Annotated in this window: 16 protein-coding genes; 6 read left to right on the top strand and 10 right to left on the bottom strand. The window is 34.2% G+C overall.

The window, feature by feature from the left end; translation table 11 throughout:
- The first annotated feature begins 206 nt into the window (after window positions 1–206).
- On the top strand, window positions 207–1400 hold the full coding sequence (locus tag D612_RS0100455; protein ID WP_017753496.1) for a M20 family metallopeptidase: 1194 nt from the start codon (window positions 207–209) through the stop codon (window positions 1398–1400).
- A gap of 35 nt (window positions 1401–1435) precedes the next feature.
- On the opposite strand, the gene D612_RS0100450 is transcribed toward D612_RS0100455, so the two are convergent.
- The 3 genes from D612_RS0100450 to D612_RS0100440 form a co-directional block, all read right to left on the bottom strand.
- Entirely contained in the window at window positions 1436–1855 is a 420-nt protein-coding gene (locus D612_RS0100450; RefSeq protein ID WP_017753495.1) for a hypothetical protein, read from the bottom strand.
- A gap of 115 nt (window positions 1856–1970) precedes the next feature.
- The gene (locus D612_RS0100445) at window positions 1971–2909 is read right to left on the bottom strand and encodes a cell wall hydrolase (protein WP_017753494.1); all 939 of its coding nucleotides are present in this window, start codon (window positions 2907–2909) and stop codon (window positions 1971–1973) included.
- 75 nt (window positions 2910–2984) lie between these two features.
- Entirely contained in the window at window positions 2985–3641 is a 657-nt protein-coding gene (locus D612_RS0100440; RefSeq protein WP_161603217.1) for a phosphatase PAP2 family protein, read from the bottom strand.
- 81 nt (window positions 3642–3722) lie between these two features.
- Here D612_RS0100440 and D612_RS0100435 point away from each other — a divergent pair, with 81 nt between their 5' ends.
- Window positions 3723–4343 (top strand): NUDIX hydrolase, encoded by a 621-nt coding sequence (locus tag D612_RS0100435; RefSeq protein ID WP_017753492.1) that lies wholly within the window; start codon window positions 3723–3725, stop codon window positions 4341–4343.
- Window positions 4344–4415: 72 nt separating this feature from the next.
- Window positions 4416–5204, top strand: a complete 789-nt coding sequence (locus D612_RS0100430; protein ID WP_017753491.1) for an HAD family hydrolase — start codon at window positions 4416–4418, stop codon at window positions 5202–5204.
- A 100-nt stretch (window positions 5205–5304) separates the two neighbouring features.
- On the opposite strand, the gene D612_RS0100425 is transcribed toward D612_RS0100430, so the two are convergent.
- A complete protein-coding gene (locus tag D612_RS0100425) occupies window positions 5305–5604 on the bottom strand; it encodes a hypothetical protein (protein ID WP_017753490.1) in 300 nt (99 codons plus the stop codon).
- A 175-nt stretch (window positions 5605–5779) separates the two neighbouring features.
- Entirely contained in the window at window positions 5780–5980 is a 201-nt protein-coding gene (locus D612_RS0100420; RefSeq protein WP_017753489.1) for a hypothetical protein, read from the bottom strand.
- Between the two features lie 266 nt (window positions 5981–6246).
- Between D612_RS0100420 and D612_RS0100415 the strand changes: the two genes are divergently transcribed.
- Entirely contained in the window at window positions 6247–6573 is a 327-nt protein-coding gene (locus D612_RS0100415; protein ID WP_017753488.1) for a thioredoxin family protein, read from the top strand.
- A 472-nt stretch (window positions 6574–7045) separates the two neighbouring features.
- Here D612_RS0100415 and D612_RS0100405 read toward each other — a convergent pair whose 3' ends face one another.
- Together D612_RS0100405 and D612_RS0100400 are read right to left on the bottom strand one after the other, a co-directional pair.
- Window positions 7046–7615, bottom strand: coding sequence for a PilZ domain-containing protein (locus D612_RS0100405; RefSeq protein WP_017753486.1), 570 nt, complete (start codon window positions 7613–7615; stop codon window positions 7046–7048).
- Between the two features lie 44 nt (window positions 7616–7659).
- Window positions 7660–8391 carry a LiaF domain-containing protein gene (locus D612_RS0100400; RefSeq protein ID WP_017753485.1) on the bottom strand — a complete coding sequence of 244 codons (732 nt, stop codon included), beginning with the start codon at window positions 8389–8391 and terminating at the stop codon, window positions 7660–7662.
- Window positions 8392–8589: 198 nt separating this feature from the next.
- Here D612_RS0100400 and D612_RS0100395 point away from each other — a divergent pair, with 198 nt between their 5' ends.
- A complete protein-coding gene (locus tag D612_RS0100395) occupies window positions 8590–10512 on the top strand; it encodes a putative bifunctional diguanylate cyclase/phosphodiesterase (RefSeq protein WP_017753484.1) in 1923 nt (640 codons plus the stop codon).
- Between the two features lie 167 nt (window positions 10513–10679).
- Window positions 10680–12737 carry a methyl-accepting chemotaxis protein gene (locus D612_RS0100390; protein WP_017753483.1) on the top strand — a complete coding sequence of 686 codons (2058 nt, stop codon included), beginning with the start codon at window positions 10680–10682 and terminating at the stop codon, window positions 12735–12737.
- 81 nt (window positions 12738–12818) lie between these two features.
- On the opposite strand, the gene D612_RS17620 is transcribed toward D612_RS0100390, so the two are convergent.
- From D612_RS17620 to D612_RS0100375, 3 genes are all read right to left on the bottom strand, one after another.
- Complete coding sequence (locus D612_RS17620) at window positions 12819–14981, bottom strand: EAL domain-containing protein (protein WP_017753482.1); 2163 nt, start codon at window positions 14979–14981, stop codon at window positions 12819–12821.
- A gap of 140 nt (window positions 14982–15121) precedes the next feature.
- Window positions 15122–15841, bottom strand: coding sequence for a LutC/YkgG family protein (locus D612_RS0100380; RefSeq protein WP_017753481.1), 720 nt, complete (start codon window positions 15839–15841; stop codon window positions 15122–15124).
- Entirely contained in the window at window positions 15841–17268 is a 1428-nt protein-coding gene (locus tag D612_RS0100375) for a LutB/LldF family L-lactate oxidation iron-sulfur protein (protein WP_017753480.1), read from the bottom strand. Before D612_RS0100375 ends, D612_RS0100380 begins: the two co-directional genes overlap by 1 nt.
- Window positions 17269–17283: the final 15 nt, after the last annotated feature.

Genomic DNA, 17283 nt, shown 5'->3' with positions numbered 1-17283 from the left:
ATTTACTTGACTTTTGTACTCTATTATACATTTTTTTTACAAAGAACGATATAATGTTCACATTTTCAACATTTCCTTTTAAAAATCTTGTTAATCCTATTATTCATTGAAATTAACGTCTCTATAATAATTTGTTATAATGAAACTACTATTTATTCCTATAGAATATACTTATTAAAGAAAGACGAATCAAGGAGGCGATCACCTTGGAATTATTATATAACCGATTGGATTACTTATATAGCGAAATGGTTAAGATTCGGCGTTATTTACACCAGTATCCTGAACTTTCATTTGAGGAAGTCAAGACACCGAAATATATCGCAGAATACCATCAAAATCTTGGACACGAAGTTCACTCGGAAGTTGGAAAACATGGTGTTGTTGCAATACTGAAAGGAAAAAAGCCAGGCCCAACGGTTGCCCTTCGCGCTGATTTTGATGCACTGCCAATTCAAGAAGAAAACGATGTGCCTTATAAGTCGAAAATTCCTGGAAAAATGCATGCATGTGGACATGACGGTCACACTGCAACCCTACTAGTACTTGCAAAAGTACTAAACAGTTTGAAAGAGGAGCTTCGAGGTAGCGTTGTCTTTATCCATCAACATGCAGAAGAGTTAGCCCCCGGTGGAGCGATTGCGATGATTAACGATGGCTGTTTAGATAACGTCGATGTTATTTTCGGCACTCATTTATGGGCAACTGAGCCATTAGGGGATATTACATATCGAAGTGGGCCGTTTATGGCAGCTGCTGATAAATTTGAAATTAAAATACAAGGCAAAGGCGGGCACGGTGCGCTACCTCATTTAACTAACGATGCGATTGTAATAGGCTCACAACTAATTATCAATCTCCAACAAATTGTAAGTAGGCGGGTTGATCCACTTGAGTCTGCGGTTCTCTCGATTGGCTCGTTTGAAGCAAAAAATGCTCATAATATAATTGCAGATACTGCCACACTTACAGGAACCGTCAGAACCTTTTCTGAAAAAAACCAGCTATTAATAGAGAAAGAAATCGAAAGAATTTTAAAAGGAGTATGCATCGGCTCAAATGCCAGTTATATTTTTGATTACAAACGAGGATATCCGGCTGTTGTTAATCATCCGATAGAAACCGAATTTTTGGCAAAAATTGCCGCAACTATCCCAGGTGTCAAAAATGTTCGAGAAACCCCACCTATTATGGGCAGCGAAGATTTTTCTTATTATCTACAGCATGTTAACGGAACCTATTTCTTTACAGGGGCTAGAAATCCGAGCTGGGATACTGTCTATCCACACCACTCCCCTCGGTTTGATATAGACGAGCGTTCAATGTTAATTGCGGCAAAAACATTAGGAAAAGCGACCATAACTTATATGGAACAAAATGGCAAAAATAATGAAAACTGAGAACATATAGTTCTCAGTTTTCATTCAATACAATACTAACGTGTGCCAACGCCGGTTCCCATTCCGCCCCCAGCGCCATTCATTGCACCATTTCCATTTAAGTTACCATTATTGTTGCCATTAAATAAGCCGCGATTACGTTCGTTTGGTTCAGCACCAGGATCCGGTTCTGCATTATCATAATCGACATCTAAAAGATCAGCATCACCATTATTACCGCGGTTATTATGGTACCTGTTATCCATGTCATAGCGGACATTCCCAGGATCTAGCATATCATCACCACGGTACATGCCATTACCGTTATTATAACGAACATTTTCTGTGTTCAGTCTATCATTGTTATAATTAACTCCTGTAGGATTCAGATTATTCCCATTTCCATCCGTGTTACATCCTACAAGTAAAGACATGGAAAGAGCAGCAGTTGAAACGAAAAGCAATGTTTTTTTCATAATAATCCCTCCAACAAAATTGTTTTCGTTTACATGAATTAATATACCCACAATCTTGCAGAGAAATGAAACTTACCTTCATAATATTGTAACCATTATTGGGTAAATTTGGATTCTATTTCGTAAACCGATGATTACCTATGTCAATGATAACTTCCCTTCCTAATAAAAAAGGATTTGTTGTAGAAGCAGGATTAAAAAAGTATAATGCTTCACCAGCAGGTTTTTCACCTTGCAAAGCCTTTTCTGCTGCATTTCTTGCAGTTTCACTTGGGATAATACTAGAAAAAACGCCAGTTATTACAGGTGTAAACTGCCCTTCTTGTTTAATAACCCCTTCAACAGAATTTGGAAAACGCTGATCACGAACACGGTTAACAATAACATTACCGATTGCTATTTGTCCTATAAAAGGTTCACTTCCAGATTCTGCTTCAATAATTTTTGCTAATAATTCAGTATCTTCTTGATTATCCATTACTACAGGAATAATTGTTTTAAGTTTAGTTCCAATCGTAACAATATCCGATTGTAAACTGTTTCTTTTCTTTATTAATTCAACCGTAGTGTTAAAATTTTCACTAATTGATTTCAAGCTATCTCCAGCTTGAACCTCATATAAAGGTACTGACTTCAAATGAATCTTATGTTCATCCCATTTTATCTTTACATGTAATAATTCTGATATATGTCTAATTGGTAAGTATACCCGTTCATAACGATTTAATGGAATTACGTCCATTGTATAGTTTGTATCGTTTAAAGAAATAATTTCTGAATCCAAATGAAATATTATTACATCACTTATTTGTGTTTTAACAGTAATTGTACGGTCTTTATTATTCCATTCAACAGCCGCGCCAAGGTGTTCCCCAACAAAACGGACAGGAACGTATGTCCTTCCATTTTCAACAAAGAGGTGCTCTTGAAAATGAATTTGCTCTTCATTTAAAAATATTTGTAGATTAGAGTTTGCTTTCGTATGTATTATATTTGGAGCTAATACTAATACCATTATTCCTAATATAATAAAGAGTATCCTTCCAACTTTCATATTCGATCACCTACTATTTCTATTTGTGAAAAGTTTAACATTGGAAGTTTACTCACCTCATTAGTAGATGGCTGGTTATGTTTCCATTTTTTTACGAAGTTCTTTTGTTAATTTAGAAAAATAATTAAAACAAACTATACAAAATAGCAACCATGCACCACCTGCTAAAAATCCCGCGATTACATCCGTAGGATAATGAACTCGAAGATAAATACGGCTAATCCCGATAAAAAATATTAATAGGCCAATAAAAAATGCGTAAACAGAGCTTTGTTTTACTTGGTGGTTGTATTGTTTTACTATTATATAGGCAATAAATCCATAAAACGCAATTGAAATCATGGCATGTCCGCTCGGAAAACTATACCCACCAGCATAAAGTATTTGCTCACTAGGTGGGCGTTGTCTTTCAAATAGTTCCTTCAATAGTTTATTAAAAAAACGAACTCCAATTAGGTTACTTGTAAGCATTATTGGAATTAAAAAGTTTTTTTTACGAAATAAAAATAATACGACCGAAAGAAATAACACTGAATACTCCACTCTATATGAACCTATATACGTTACTACAATCATTAATTTAGTCATTGGATCTGATGAATAAACTTCAACTCGCGAAGCAATAAAAGTATCAAACGAATGAACTACTTCACTATCTAATCCATTACTTAACAAAATAAACGCAAAAATTAATCCGATAAATATCGTTAATGTTTTTATATTGAAAATCACCACCATCTTCCTCCTATGGTAAAATAATTTGTAATACGAAAGAAATAAAGGAATGAGAAAGAATTTTTAAAGAGGAGTATTATGGACAAAGATTATTTAAACAAACTTTTACGTATAACAAATAAAACACCACATGTTTTAGGTAATGAGACTTGTCACTCATTTTCTATTTTTATTCCATTAATAAAGGTAAACGAACATACTCACATTCTTTTTGAAACAAGGTCATATCAGCTAAGACGGCAGCCAGGTGAAATTTGTTTCCCGGGTGGTCGAATTGATCAAAACGAAAAAAGTGATACCGCTGCGATTAGAGAAACATGTGAAGAGTTAAGGTTAAAAAATGATGAAATTACGCTTGTAGGTCCTCTAGATTTCTTGGTTAAACCATACGAAATGATAATTTATCCGTATGTGGGTTGGATTAACAAAGAGCTTACGGAAATCTCTCCAAATCCTGCAGAGGTTGATCAAATATTTAGTGTTCCCCTTTCGGACCTTATTACATCTGAACCCGAAATATATAATATAAATTTCACAGCTACTCCGGCTGATAACTTTCCTTTTCATCTAATACCAGGCGGAAAAAACTATAACTGGCGTGTACGTAGTCAAAAAGAATATTTTTATTTTTATAAAGATAAAGTAATTTGGGGATTAACTGCAAGAATATTAAATGATTTTCTTGAAAATTTAAAATAAAATGGCATGATAGAAATAGAAAGCACACAAGTCAGAGGAAAATTTTAAAAAAGGTGTAGAGGAGTAAAAAGAATGGTAAAGGCAATATTTTTTGATTTGGATGACACACTTTTGTGGGATCAAAAAAGTGTGAAAGAAGCTTTTGTTGCAACTTGCAACAGAGCGCAGGAAAAATATAATGTTGATCCAGGCGCTCTTGAAGAGGCTGTTCGTAAAGAAGCGCGCGAGCTATACAGTTCATATGAAACATACCCCTTTACGCAAATGATCGGAATAAATCCATTTGAAGGTTTATGGGGAAATTTTTTGGATGAGGAAGAAAATTTCCAAAAAATGAGTAGAATCGTACCAACCTATCGTAAAGATGCATGGACAAAAGGTCTTGCTGCATTAGGTATAGATGATCCTGAATTTGGATTCGAACTTGCAGAGCTATTTCCGGCAATGCGTCGAAATAAACCATTTGTTTATGAAGACACATTTCAAGTATTGGATAAATTAAAGGGTAATTATCAACTTCTTCTATTAACAAACGGATCACCTGATCTACAAAAAACAAAGTTAACGATTACTCCTGAATTAGTTCCTTATTTTGATCAAATTGTTATTTCAGGTGATGTGGGTCGTGGGAAACCCGATCCTCTGATCTTCCTTCATGCGCTACAAATCATGAACCTATCAAAGGATGAGGTATTAATGATAGGGGATAATTTATTGACAGATATTTTAGGTGCAAACCGTTGCGGTATTAAATCAGTATGGATTAATCGTCATAATAAGGAAAAGCTTAAGGAAATTGCTCCAGACTATGAAATTCAAAAACTTGAGGAGCTATTCTCAATATTAAATTCATTGAAATAGGCGCTGTTATTAACAGCGCCTATCTCACGGCTTTATATGTTAAATAAGTAAGGGAGAAACCTTATTGGAATTAAAGCCTCTCCCTTTAGAAAAAATAATTTTATATCATAACCATTTCGTCTACATTCTCTTTGAGAACTTGATTAATTCTCGCACGATGCAGCCATAAGAAATTAACAAGCTCATCAATATCCGTATATATTGTTTCGCCAATTTCGCAATAATCTTCACCCTTACCATGAGTGGACCATTGCTCATCTTTTTTCATTAAAGTATACTGGCCACCCCTTATTTTATCTTCAAAAACAAAATAATATTTCTTATTTACGTCATCGAAATTCGCAACAGTAAGGAAGTTTTGTAAAAATTCCTTAGCATCTTTTTTCTTCTTAATAATCATAATTTTTCTCCTTTCAATTTTTTTTACAAAATAAGGATATATTATTATTTCGACAAATAAAAAATAATCCTTGTTTGTTAACGCATTTTTTTCCCAAAATATTTCGATAATTTTCGCTATTATAATTTATCACAAAAAATTTATCACAAAAATAAGAAAGGGCGACCAGTAAGTATTAGCCGCCCTTAGTTACTAAATATATAGCTTCATTTTCTATGCACATTTGATCAATAATAGAAATTGTATTGTATTGGTTTTTTACCCAAATCTTATCTCTTTCGATTTTAACAATCTCTCCAACAATTTCTTGGTGGTAGCGCGAGAAATAAAGATCATTTGTCTTTACCTTTTGGCCTACCTCTAGTATTTCATTCACTTTCTTCTACTCCCTTTATTTTCTATATTCTGTTTTTAGTTATTCACTTTAACTAAATTGTATCGAACTATTTTTAATATTTGGTTAAAAACATCTTTCAAATTTATGACAGTTTTTAATGCGCTTTCATGTAAGAAACTTTAATAAATTTGTTGTGTTTACTATCAAAAATAGTAAAGCATACCTTATCACGTTGATATAAACATTTTTGTTTAATTTCATGGAAAAGATTATTAAAATAATTATTAGAGAGGAGTTTGGTTACGATGCAGGAATTACATTCGCTTGAAGAAATTATTACTTTTACAAACGAACAGCCACTAACGTTCCTATATTTTTCACATCCAGCGTGTAATGTGTGTCATTCAGTATTTCCTAAAGTTGAAAATATACTTATGAATGATTTCCCGGAAATCGCTTTTGGAAAAATCAACACAGAAGAAGTTCCTGAATGTGCAGGGCATTTTTCAATCTTTACTGTTCCATCTATGATACTATTCGCCGAAGGAAAAGAGGTTATGCGCCAAGCAAGATTTGTCGTTCTCGATGATTTAAAAGCACAAATCAATAAAATTTACAGTTGCTTTTACTAACATTTCGACAGAACAAAAGCTATAGGCGCCCTGCTTAGCGACGTATAAACTAAGAGCGCATCGACTGAGATAAACAAAACACGTCGAGGGACGAGTCGATGTTGACTAATCGCAAAAGAGATGAGTGAAGTTTACTAGTCGCTGGGCGCTTGCGCTGGACGACTACTCTCTGTGCTATAGTATTTATTCACAGGATCTAATTTTACAATTTCCTAATCAATAAAAAAACCACTGTTCCAATGAGCAGTGGTTTTTTTGACCTTAATTGTGTGAAGATGAATTTACATCGGCAAGGCTAAAAAGCATAAACATTACACCGATTGAAAAAAATGAAATATTTAATACAACTGACCATTCTTCCATCTCTCTACACCCCCATGAAACCATTAAAAATTAACGATACCATTACTAGTTTATCAGGCTTTCTAAAGGAAAAGCTAGTACTTTTTGTCAAAATTTCGACAAATTTAAATTAATAAGCCATATTTGATTTCAATTGTTCTGCTAAAATAAATTTCCGAAGCTCAAATTCATCCTTGCTAGAGATCGAATGAAGCTCACAACCAAGACGAATGGCTTGATCTATTACTTCATTATTCCGAATTTGCAAATTTGCAGCAAATGGATTGTCAGAAATAGCAATCTTAATCTCACAAACATCCCCGACAGAAAATATTTGCTTCTCTTTCTTGTTCATTAAAATACCAAAACCATCTCTACTAATGTCGATGACTTTAATGTCAGCCTTGTTATAATTATAATAGTTTAATAACGTACCTTCTAAATCAACCTTTATCCTTGGATGCTTGCGCTTTTCATGAGGAAAATGCTCATTCGTTTGTGGAACGAGTACATATAATTGGTAATCTTCTTTTTTTAAAATTTTTGTATCGAACAAAATATCTGAATAACTACAATAAATTTGATCCCCTGCACGAAAGACATCTGGATCTTTTACAGTAATTTTCATAAGTTCACCTTCAAATTTATACAAAGCTCCAATTTGATACTCGTCATCTTTTATTAATTTTATGTAATCCACCTGCTTCATCCCCCATTAAAAATAGCTATTTAAGGGTTATTACATTAGTTTTTAATTGAGCCTTCGATAATTTCCACATCACCGACACCCATTTTTATTCGCATATTTACTGTAATATTTGATTTTCCGTAAGCGTGGTTTACATAAGTTGAATCATCCTCGGTCAATAATCCAAATGTATCCACCTTGCCGATACCACTATCTATCATAATTTTTACACCAATATTTTCTGGAACCATAATTTTAGTTTGTCCGACTCCAGATTCTATTACCGCGTCAAAGTTTTGCTTGTAATTACCGTTCATATTTATCGTTGTTTGTCCGACTCCTGATATAATCTCTGCTTTTTGCAAATTAAGATGTTGTAGTTCAAGTGTATTATTACCTGCACCTGTCTTCACTTGAATATTTACTGGGATTGTAGGATTTATGTGAATTATTCCACTATACTCTAATCCTTTTAAATTACCGATTGGAACATTCATGTTGCTTTGTGAAATTGCTAGCTGGCCTATATCTTGTTCAACAATACTGTAATCAACAATCGGCTTTAATTTCTCGACATTATATGAGAAATCTACATCTGCTACCTTTTCAGTTTCACCATTGATTGTAAGGTCCCCTGCCCCAAGCCTTATCGATACGTCCAAAGCTTTTTCACCTTGAAAGTCAACATTTGTGGAATAAGTTTCCATCTCCCCGATCTTAGCCCCACATGCTGCGAGTATTGCTACTAAAAATAAAATAACAATGCCTTTATAATATTTATTATGCATGTTTTCTCTTTCCTCCTGTTTAATCTTGACCATTGTTATGCTGTTATTCCTAATTATATCAAAGTACGAAGCAATCTATTAAAATAGATAAAATAATTATTAATAAAAAATTAAACAAACGTTTAGCTTTATTATATAATGGGAATAGTTTTTTCAGATGATACCCTTGTCCTTCATCTATTGGAAGGTTGTGATACTATGTCGGAGACAAGGAATACTATAATAAATAAGAACGGTTTAAAATTTGCCATTATATTTACAGCTCTATATTTTATTATCGGAGCACTAGGAATATCCATTGTTGATATTTTTATTATAACACATCGCGAATGGGTCTTTTTATTGATTACCACAATGATTATGTTTTTCATTGCTCTGCAATTCATATACCGTGCCCATGAGCAAATCCGCTTATTAGTTGATCAAAAATACGAGCTTAATATTTATAAATCTATTTTTGAACAAATGCATGAGGGCCTTGTAATTACAAACGAAAAAGAAGAAATAGTTGCTGTAAATCCATCATTTACTGTTACAACAGGCTATCGAGAGGATGAAGTCTATGGTAAAAAACCATCATTATTAAGTTCTGGAATACATTCAAATGAGTTTTATGCAAACATGAAAAAGGAACTAAAGATTTATGGACGTTGGCAAGGGGAAATTATTAACCAACGAAAAAATGGACAGGTTTATCCTGAACAGCTTAGTATTTCTGAAATTAGAAATAAAGATGGAGTCATTACAAATTACATCGGGGTCTTTACAGATATTTCATTTCAACATCAAGCTGAAGGAAAAATTGAATTTTTGACCCATTATGATACAAGCACAAAGTTACCAAAGTTTAATATGTTTATGGAGCAGCTAAACAATTTTATAAAAAGTAGAAAGTCTGATGATGAAGGATTTTCATTATTTATTGTAGATATTTCGAAGCTCAAAACATTAAATGCAACTTACGGTCACAAAATTGTTGATGAATTATTGCATACGCTAGCTATTCGTTTACAATCTATTTATCGCGGGTTAACAATGGGTAGACTTAACTCAAAAGAATTCGCAATTATTTTGCCCACTCTTTATGAGATCAAGGCTATTAAAGAAGAGGCTGAAACCCTTATTCAACAAATCGAATCACCTATACATTATAAAGGTGATGATTACTTTCTTTCAGCTACAATTGGAATCGGTTTATATCCTAATCACGGAATGACAGCCGATGAATTATATAAAAAAGCAACTTTAGCCAAGACGACGGCAAAGGAAGTAGGGTTCAAGTACCAAGTATTTGGAGAAAAACTCCTATCAAATGTCCAACGTAAGGTAATATTAGAAAAACATTTAATACGGGCCATTGAGAACAAAGAATTTAAAATTTATTATCAACCACAAATTGACATTAAAGAAAATAAGGTAGTAGGATTAGAGGCTTTAATTAGATGGAACCATGAAAGCTTGGGAATGATTACACCTACAGAGTTTATTCCTTTAGCTGAAGAATCAGATCTAATTGTAAGCATCGGTGAATGGGTATTAGAAACTGTTTGTTACCAGGTAAAAACTTGGTATCAATCTGGAGTAATTATTCCCAAAATAGCAGTAAATCTATCACCAAAGCAATTTCAAAATCCTGATTTGTTAAGGAAAACAAAGGAAATTGTCTCTAAATCAAACATTGATCCTATATTAATTGAATTTGAGATCACTGAAAATATTAGTCTTTTTAAAACTGAAGCGATTATTAACACGATCCATAGTCTTAAATCGTTAGGCTTCAAAATTTCCATTGATGATTTTGGTACAGGACATTCAAATTTAAGCTATTTACAAAAGCTACCTATAGATCATATTAAAATTGATCGTTCTTTTATCCATGACATTCCGGAAAATAAGAACAGTATTGCATTAACAAAAGCTATTATTGCGATGGCCCATGAACTACATATATCTGTAATTGCTGAGGGTGTTGAAACAATAGAGCAATTACAGTTTTTACAAAAGCATCATTGTGAAATCGTTCAAGGCTATTACTATAGTGAGGCAATTGCGGCAGACGAAGTTACTAATTTACTAGAGTCGCTTGAAAACAGCTTCCAGCTAAAACTTGGAATTGAATAGTTAAAACTCCTCGTAAATGGGGAGTTTTCATCATTTTGGCTTGAATCTTGTAGGAAACTATTAAAGTACTGAAAAATTATTATAAAGAATGTTTGAAATGTATTCTTTTTACAACTTTTCATGTAAAATAAAGGTAAAGATTATGGCATTAATAGGAGAGGATCAATATGAAATTAAAAACCAAATTAATTAGTGGAGTCGCTATTCTCTCGATCTTTATTATTTTAGTATGCTCTCTGTTTACTTATATATCAGTTCGTAACTTTTCTAATAACGTTGACGAGCTAACAGCTGGCCTGTCTAAAGATGTTGAAAGAGATGTTGGTGGGTTTTCCAACCATTATGCCGGAACACTCATTCATCTTGAAGGCAAAAATATGGTAGAGAAACTAGATAGTATTGTTAATTCAATTGAATCCTCTCTTTCTGCTAGTAAAAACATTTCAAATCAAACGATTCAAAGAAATTTATTTGAAAGCTATGTCAATGAGAATCCCTACTTAGCTTCTATGTATATTGCTAATAATAACGGTGTCCTAACTGCATACCCTCAAAGTATAACAAAGCAAGAAATTGATGAATGGTATCAAAAAGCAAAAGACTTAGATAATGGACAATATTTTATTTCCAATATGCAACAAGATGAAATAGGTAATCAATATATAACCATTAGTACACCAGTCTATCAAAATAATAATTTCTTCGGAGTTATATCAGCTGACTTGGATATTCTAAAATTAAGCGAACAAATTTCTGAGGTTAAAGTTGGGAATACTGGTTCTATTACTTTAATTGATAAAGAGAACACTATTCTTGGTTATCAAGACATTACACTCGTAAAAGAAGGAAAGAATATTGAAGATCTCCCGTTTTTTAAATCTATAAATGATGATGGTAAAATACTTTTAGATATTGAACAAGTTACTTACCTTCCTCTTGTTCACGAAAAGACCGGTTGGACCGTTTTTTCTGTTATTCCACAAGAGGAAGTAAAGTCGTTCACACAAACAATCGGAACCAATATGAGTACTAAGATCGCACAAGCAAATGAAGCAACTTCAGCAAATCTCGCAAAGCTCGTTACAATTCAAATCATTGTAGTTATTGTTTTAGTAGCAATTTCAATCGTTCTTAGCTGGGTCATTTCTCGCTATTTTGTAAATCCAATTAACAGTGTGTCGATATTAATGGAGTCCGTTGCTAATGGTGACTTGTCAAGAAAGCTAAATGTGAAATCAAAAGATGAAATAGGTATGCTATTAATGTCGGTGAATAAAACGATCGATAGCTTACGAGACATGGTCAACAAAATTAACACCCTTGCCCATGAGGTAAACGAAAGTTCAACCGTTTTAAATGAACAGGCAGAAGTTACCAATAACGTATCCAAAATTGTAAATGAAGCAATGGGTGAAGTATCCCGTGGAGCAGAACAGCTAAGTTCAGATATGTTTAGCGTGTCAAATAACGTAGAACAAAATGCTAATTCTATTCAAAAAATGTCAGAAAGTATTTCAACAATTGCTAATCACGCCCGGGAAACAAAAGGTGTTTCAAGAGAAGGAAAAACAGCTATGGAAAAAATGAAAACCAATATGGAATTGATTGTTAAGCAGTCGGTTGAGTCGAGTACAATTATGAAAACGTTAGATACTCGTCTCCAACAAATAAGTGAGATTACTAAACTTATTCATGATATTGCTGAACAGACAAATTTACTTTCATTAAATGCTTCAATAGAAGCTGCTAGAGCTGGAGAACACGGAAAAGGATTCGCTGTTGTTGCCCAGGAAGTCAAAAAGCTAGCCGAACAATCTAGCCGATCCGTTGAGGAAGTGTCCGAATTAATTGCGGAAATCCAAAACGATTCAACAAAAGCATTACTAAATATGGAACATAGTAAAAGATCGGTAGAAGAAGGGGCTACAGTAGTTAATGACAGTGAACGAAGCTTCCAAAAAATCGTGAAATTTATAGATGATCTCACAAATAATATCGAGGATATTGCAGCAACATCAGATGAGATTTCGCAAAGAAGTACCGAAATTTTCAACTCGATCGAACGAGTTTCTAGCGTTAGCCAATCAACAACTGCAGGTGTTGAGGAAGTAACCGGTACAACTGATGAACAAATGGTTGCGGTGCATAAGGTTAAGGATATTTCGATACGATTAACCGAATTAACGAGTGAACTAAAGCAATCTGTCGGGCGATTTAGATTATAGTACATAAGCTGGAGCTGGATTCCAAAGCGCAAAATTATACTTTCTTATCTTTTAAAAACAGGAGTGGGCTTCCACTCCTGTTTAGTCTTTTTTTAAATAATCTAATACACCGTCAGTCACAAATCTACTATTTGGTAATAACGAGTTTTCCTTAAGCTTTTCTGCATAAAGCTCAAGGGCGTTAATAAGCCAAGTCCGCTGTGATTCAGTTAGTAAAAATTCAAGTCCATACTCATAAACACCATCAGCGAGTTCATGAGCCCATACAATATGGCCTAATACATTAAGGATATCACCTAAAATTAAAGTTTCAATTCGTAGAATAATCTCCGGGTTGACAGGTAGTTTTATATTCGAGGCAAAACGCAAACCGCCTGGCCCAATATCTTCAATTAAAATCTCCGAATGCCCTAAATCAATTTCCTTTCCTCGAAATTCTTTAATCGACATATCAGAGCTTAATGGATAATCTAGCTGTAAACGTAGATACTTTCGCCTATTACCATATTCAGAATTAGTAGTATTCTTTGCAACATTGATTATGCATTCCCCTTTTTCTAATAAGCCGCAAAAAGCGTCTGCCTCCACTGGTCTTGAATAAAAGTAGCCTTGAATTTCATCACAATGCTTCTCATATAAAAATGTAAGCTGCTCCTCCTTTTCAACACCTTCAGCAACAACTTTTTTTTGAAGTATTTTAGCTAAGTGAATGACTGATGTTACTATTGCCGAATCAGCTGGATGATTTGGGATGTTCCTCATAAAAGATTTATCAATCTTAACGATATCAGTTGAAAAGTTTTTCAAATAACTCAATGAACAGAAACCCGTGCCAAAATCATCAAGGGCAATCTTTATCCCCATTTCCCGCAAACTCTTCAATACTTCCTCTACAATTTCAGAGTTCTCGATTAAAATATTTTCAGTGATTTCTATTTCTAAATAACGAGGTTCAAGACCTGTTTCTTCTAAAATTGTTTGAATAGTAGCAATTAAATCCCTTTGGATGAAGTGCTGCGTTGATATGTTTACGGATATTGGTATTTTAGGTAACCCAGCATCCTGCCACTGCTTATTTTGCTTGCAAACTGTTTTTAAAGCCCAATTGGTAATCGGAATAATTAATCCGATTTCCTCAGCAATCGGTATAAATTCATCGGGACTTACCATTCCCCAATCAGGATGCTTCCAGCGTATTAAAGCCTCCGCTGCTAAAATATTACCTGATCGAATGTCAATCCGAGGTTGATAATATAGTATAAATTCATTTCTCTCATACGCTTTGTATAAATCATTTTCTAATGTAAAAAGCTTATACGAATATACATCCATGTTTGAAGTAAAAAGCTCATAAGTACCCTTTCCTTTTTCCTTCGCTCGATTTAAAGCAATATGGGCATTTTTTATTAATGTCACCGGATCTTGTCCATCATTTGGATACGTACTAACTCCAATACTAGCCGTGATGCGTAGTTCATATTTTTCAACAATAAACGGCTCTGAAAAAGCAGAATGAAGCTTATCTAATTGGTCTTTAACTGAAATGGTATTCGTTACTAAAAGAGCAAATTCATCTCCGGTCATCCGCGCGATAAAAGCTTGATTTAAAAACGTAACAGATAAGCGATCACCAATCTGTTTTAATAATTGATCTCCTGTTTCATGACCTAACGTATCATTTAAATATTTAAAACGGTCAATGTCTAAGTAATAGACCGAAAAAATCTGCTTCTGATCTGGTAATGACTCGATTGTTTCCATCATTTTTTTCTCAAATAATTTTCGGTTTGGTAAATATGTTAGTGAATCATAGTAAGCAAAATGGGTAACCATTAATTCTGCTTCTTTTTTTAACGTGATATCTCTTCTAATAGAAATAAATTGATACGGTACTTTATTACTGTTTAAAAAAGGTACGATAACAGTATCAAGCCAATAATAAGTACCATCCTTTGATCTGTTCTTAATTTCCCCTTGCCAAACCTTTCCACTTAATAGTGTTTGCCACAACTGTTGAAAAAACTCTTTTGAATGATGGCCAGAATTAACAACATTATGGGTGTTCCCTATTAAATCAGTTTTATTATATTTAAATAACTCACAAAAGTTATGATTCACAAAAGAAATTTTTCCAGTATGATCAGTTATCGAAACAATAGAAGAAGCATTTAAAGCAACCTCTAAATCACGTAATTGTTGTAGAGTTTTTTGTTGTAAGTTTAAATCGTTATTTTGCTGGCCCATTTTTCCACCTCTTTTTTTCAATTATTGTATAAATTTGTTAATCTTTCAATGAAAAAAGCCACGTTTCTAATAGTAGAAACATGACTTTTTACAAAAAATTCATAATTTGTTGACCTTTAATTGTTTTCTTATTCACTATTTTATTTGTCACTAACTACAATATAAGTTACTTTTACAGGCCCATGAACACCAACAATTAATACCATCTCGATATCTGCACTGTTGCTTGGTCCCGTTATGAAATTCACACATGACGGCACCTCATCACCAGCTTCAATTTGCTTATGAATCGCACTAGCCGCCTGGGTCATCCTTGGAACAATTGTGCTCTTTGGGATAATACAAATAAAAGAAATCGGCAATAAACTTACGGAACGTCCTCTCATAGAACTGCTGAACAATACAACAGTTCCTGATTCCGCTAATGTTATATCACTAAATGCAATTCCCACATCAGCTGTTTTTGAAAACTCTATATTTTCTTGCCCTAAACCTGGATCCCAAAGATGAAGTTTCCTATGTTCCTTAGGTAATTCCGTGTGTAAATAATTAGATAAACCAAATTCTTCAAAGCGCGAATCGTTTTCCGCTACTATTAATTTTCCTTCGTATTCTGTAATGACTTCATTTACTACATTTTCCAAATCGACAGTAGTTGTTTCTCGAAAAGTTGTATGAATATTATTACATTGATTTTTTAAAATCTCTACTAAATCGTCCTGATTGACCCCTTTGTAGAGCTCAAGCTGTGGATTATATTTCCAGTCAGGTCTTACTACTGTACTCATTCTTTCCCGTCCTAATTGCTTTGCAATATTATTTAAGAATGATTCACGTTGTTGAATTGTACCTGCTTCCATTATTTTATTCCACCCCTTTCTCTTTTTTTCAACCAATCCCTAAACCTCTCTTTATTAGGGGCAGGGAAATCACGAATATCTGTCCAAAGCTTAAGCGGTCCAGGACCTTCAGATATTCTGTCGTCTTTAACAAAAGTTTTCAGCACTTTTGGAGCTAGTTTCGTCCCAATGTTGTACATTGTTGGGGAAGCAGTACCCATTCGAAAAGCTTTCATGGTAATGTTTTCAAATACTGGGGCACGCCCATCTTTTTCAACAATATTCTGGCGGTGCTTAATTAATAATTCATGCAAAGGAATCCTAACAGGACAAGCCTCTGTACAGGCTACACATAATGTTGACATATAAGGCAATTCTTTATATTCATCATAACCACCTAATAGTGGCGTTAATACCGCACCAACTGGACCTGGATAAATTGATCCATAAGAATGTCCCCCTACATGACGATATACTGGACAAACATTAATACAAGCAGCACAACGGATACATTGTAAAATTGACTTAAATTCGGTTCCCAAAATTTTTGAACGGCCATTATCGACGATAACAAGGTGAAACTCTTCCGGGCCATCTACATCACCTTCGTCACGTGGCCCCGTTAAAGCAGTTATATAACTTGTTAACCGTTGACCTACCGCAGAACGTGTTAAAAGACCGACTAAAATCTCCATTTCCTCCCACGTTGGTACAATTCGTTCCATTCCCATAACTGTTATTTGTGTCTTTGGAAGCGCCGTAACCATTTGAAGATTCCCTTCATTTGTCACAACGGTAATCGTTCCTGATTCTGCAATGGCAAAATTACAACCGGTAATTCCTACCTCAGCTGCTAAAAACTCCTTCCGTAATGTTTCTCGAGCAAATAACGCTAGTTCTTCCGGTTTTTCTGTCTTGTCATAGCCAAATTTGTTTCGGAACACATCACGAATTTGTTCTTTATTTTTATGAAGTGCGGGGGTGACAATATGGGATGGTGGATCCCAATCATCTACTTGTAGAATCCATTCTCCTAAATCCGACTCAACTACATCACAACCAATATCTAATAAAACATGGTTTAAATTAATTTCCTCTGTTACCATCGACTTCGCTTTGATAATCTTCTTTGCATTTTTCTGTTTAACTACATTCGCAATATAGTCAGTTGCAACTTTGGCAGTCTCTGCAAAAAACACATGTCCTCCCCGCTTAGAAACATTCTCACTCAATTGTTCTAAATAATAATCAAGATGATCTAGTGTATGCTGACGAATCTCCTCGCCGTGCTTACGCCAGTCCTCCCAATTCCCCAGTTCATCAGCTGCATGCTGTTTTCTTGATCGAAATCGACCTTGAGCGGCAGTTACAGCACCACGCATAAAAGAATCATTTATCCCTTTTTGAAGACGGTCTTTTAAAGAGGATGAACCTATTTTCATGCCCATTTTTACATTCTCCTT

Source organism: Calidifontibacillus oryziterrae (genome assembly GCF_000331575.1).
Lineage (GTDB): Bacteria > Bacillota > Bacilli > Bacillales > Bacillaceae_J > Calidifontibacillus_A > Calidifontibacillus_A oryziterrae.
Note: the sequence above shows the minus strand (reverse complement) of the source record. Positions and strands in the feature narration are given on the sequence as shown.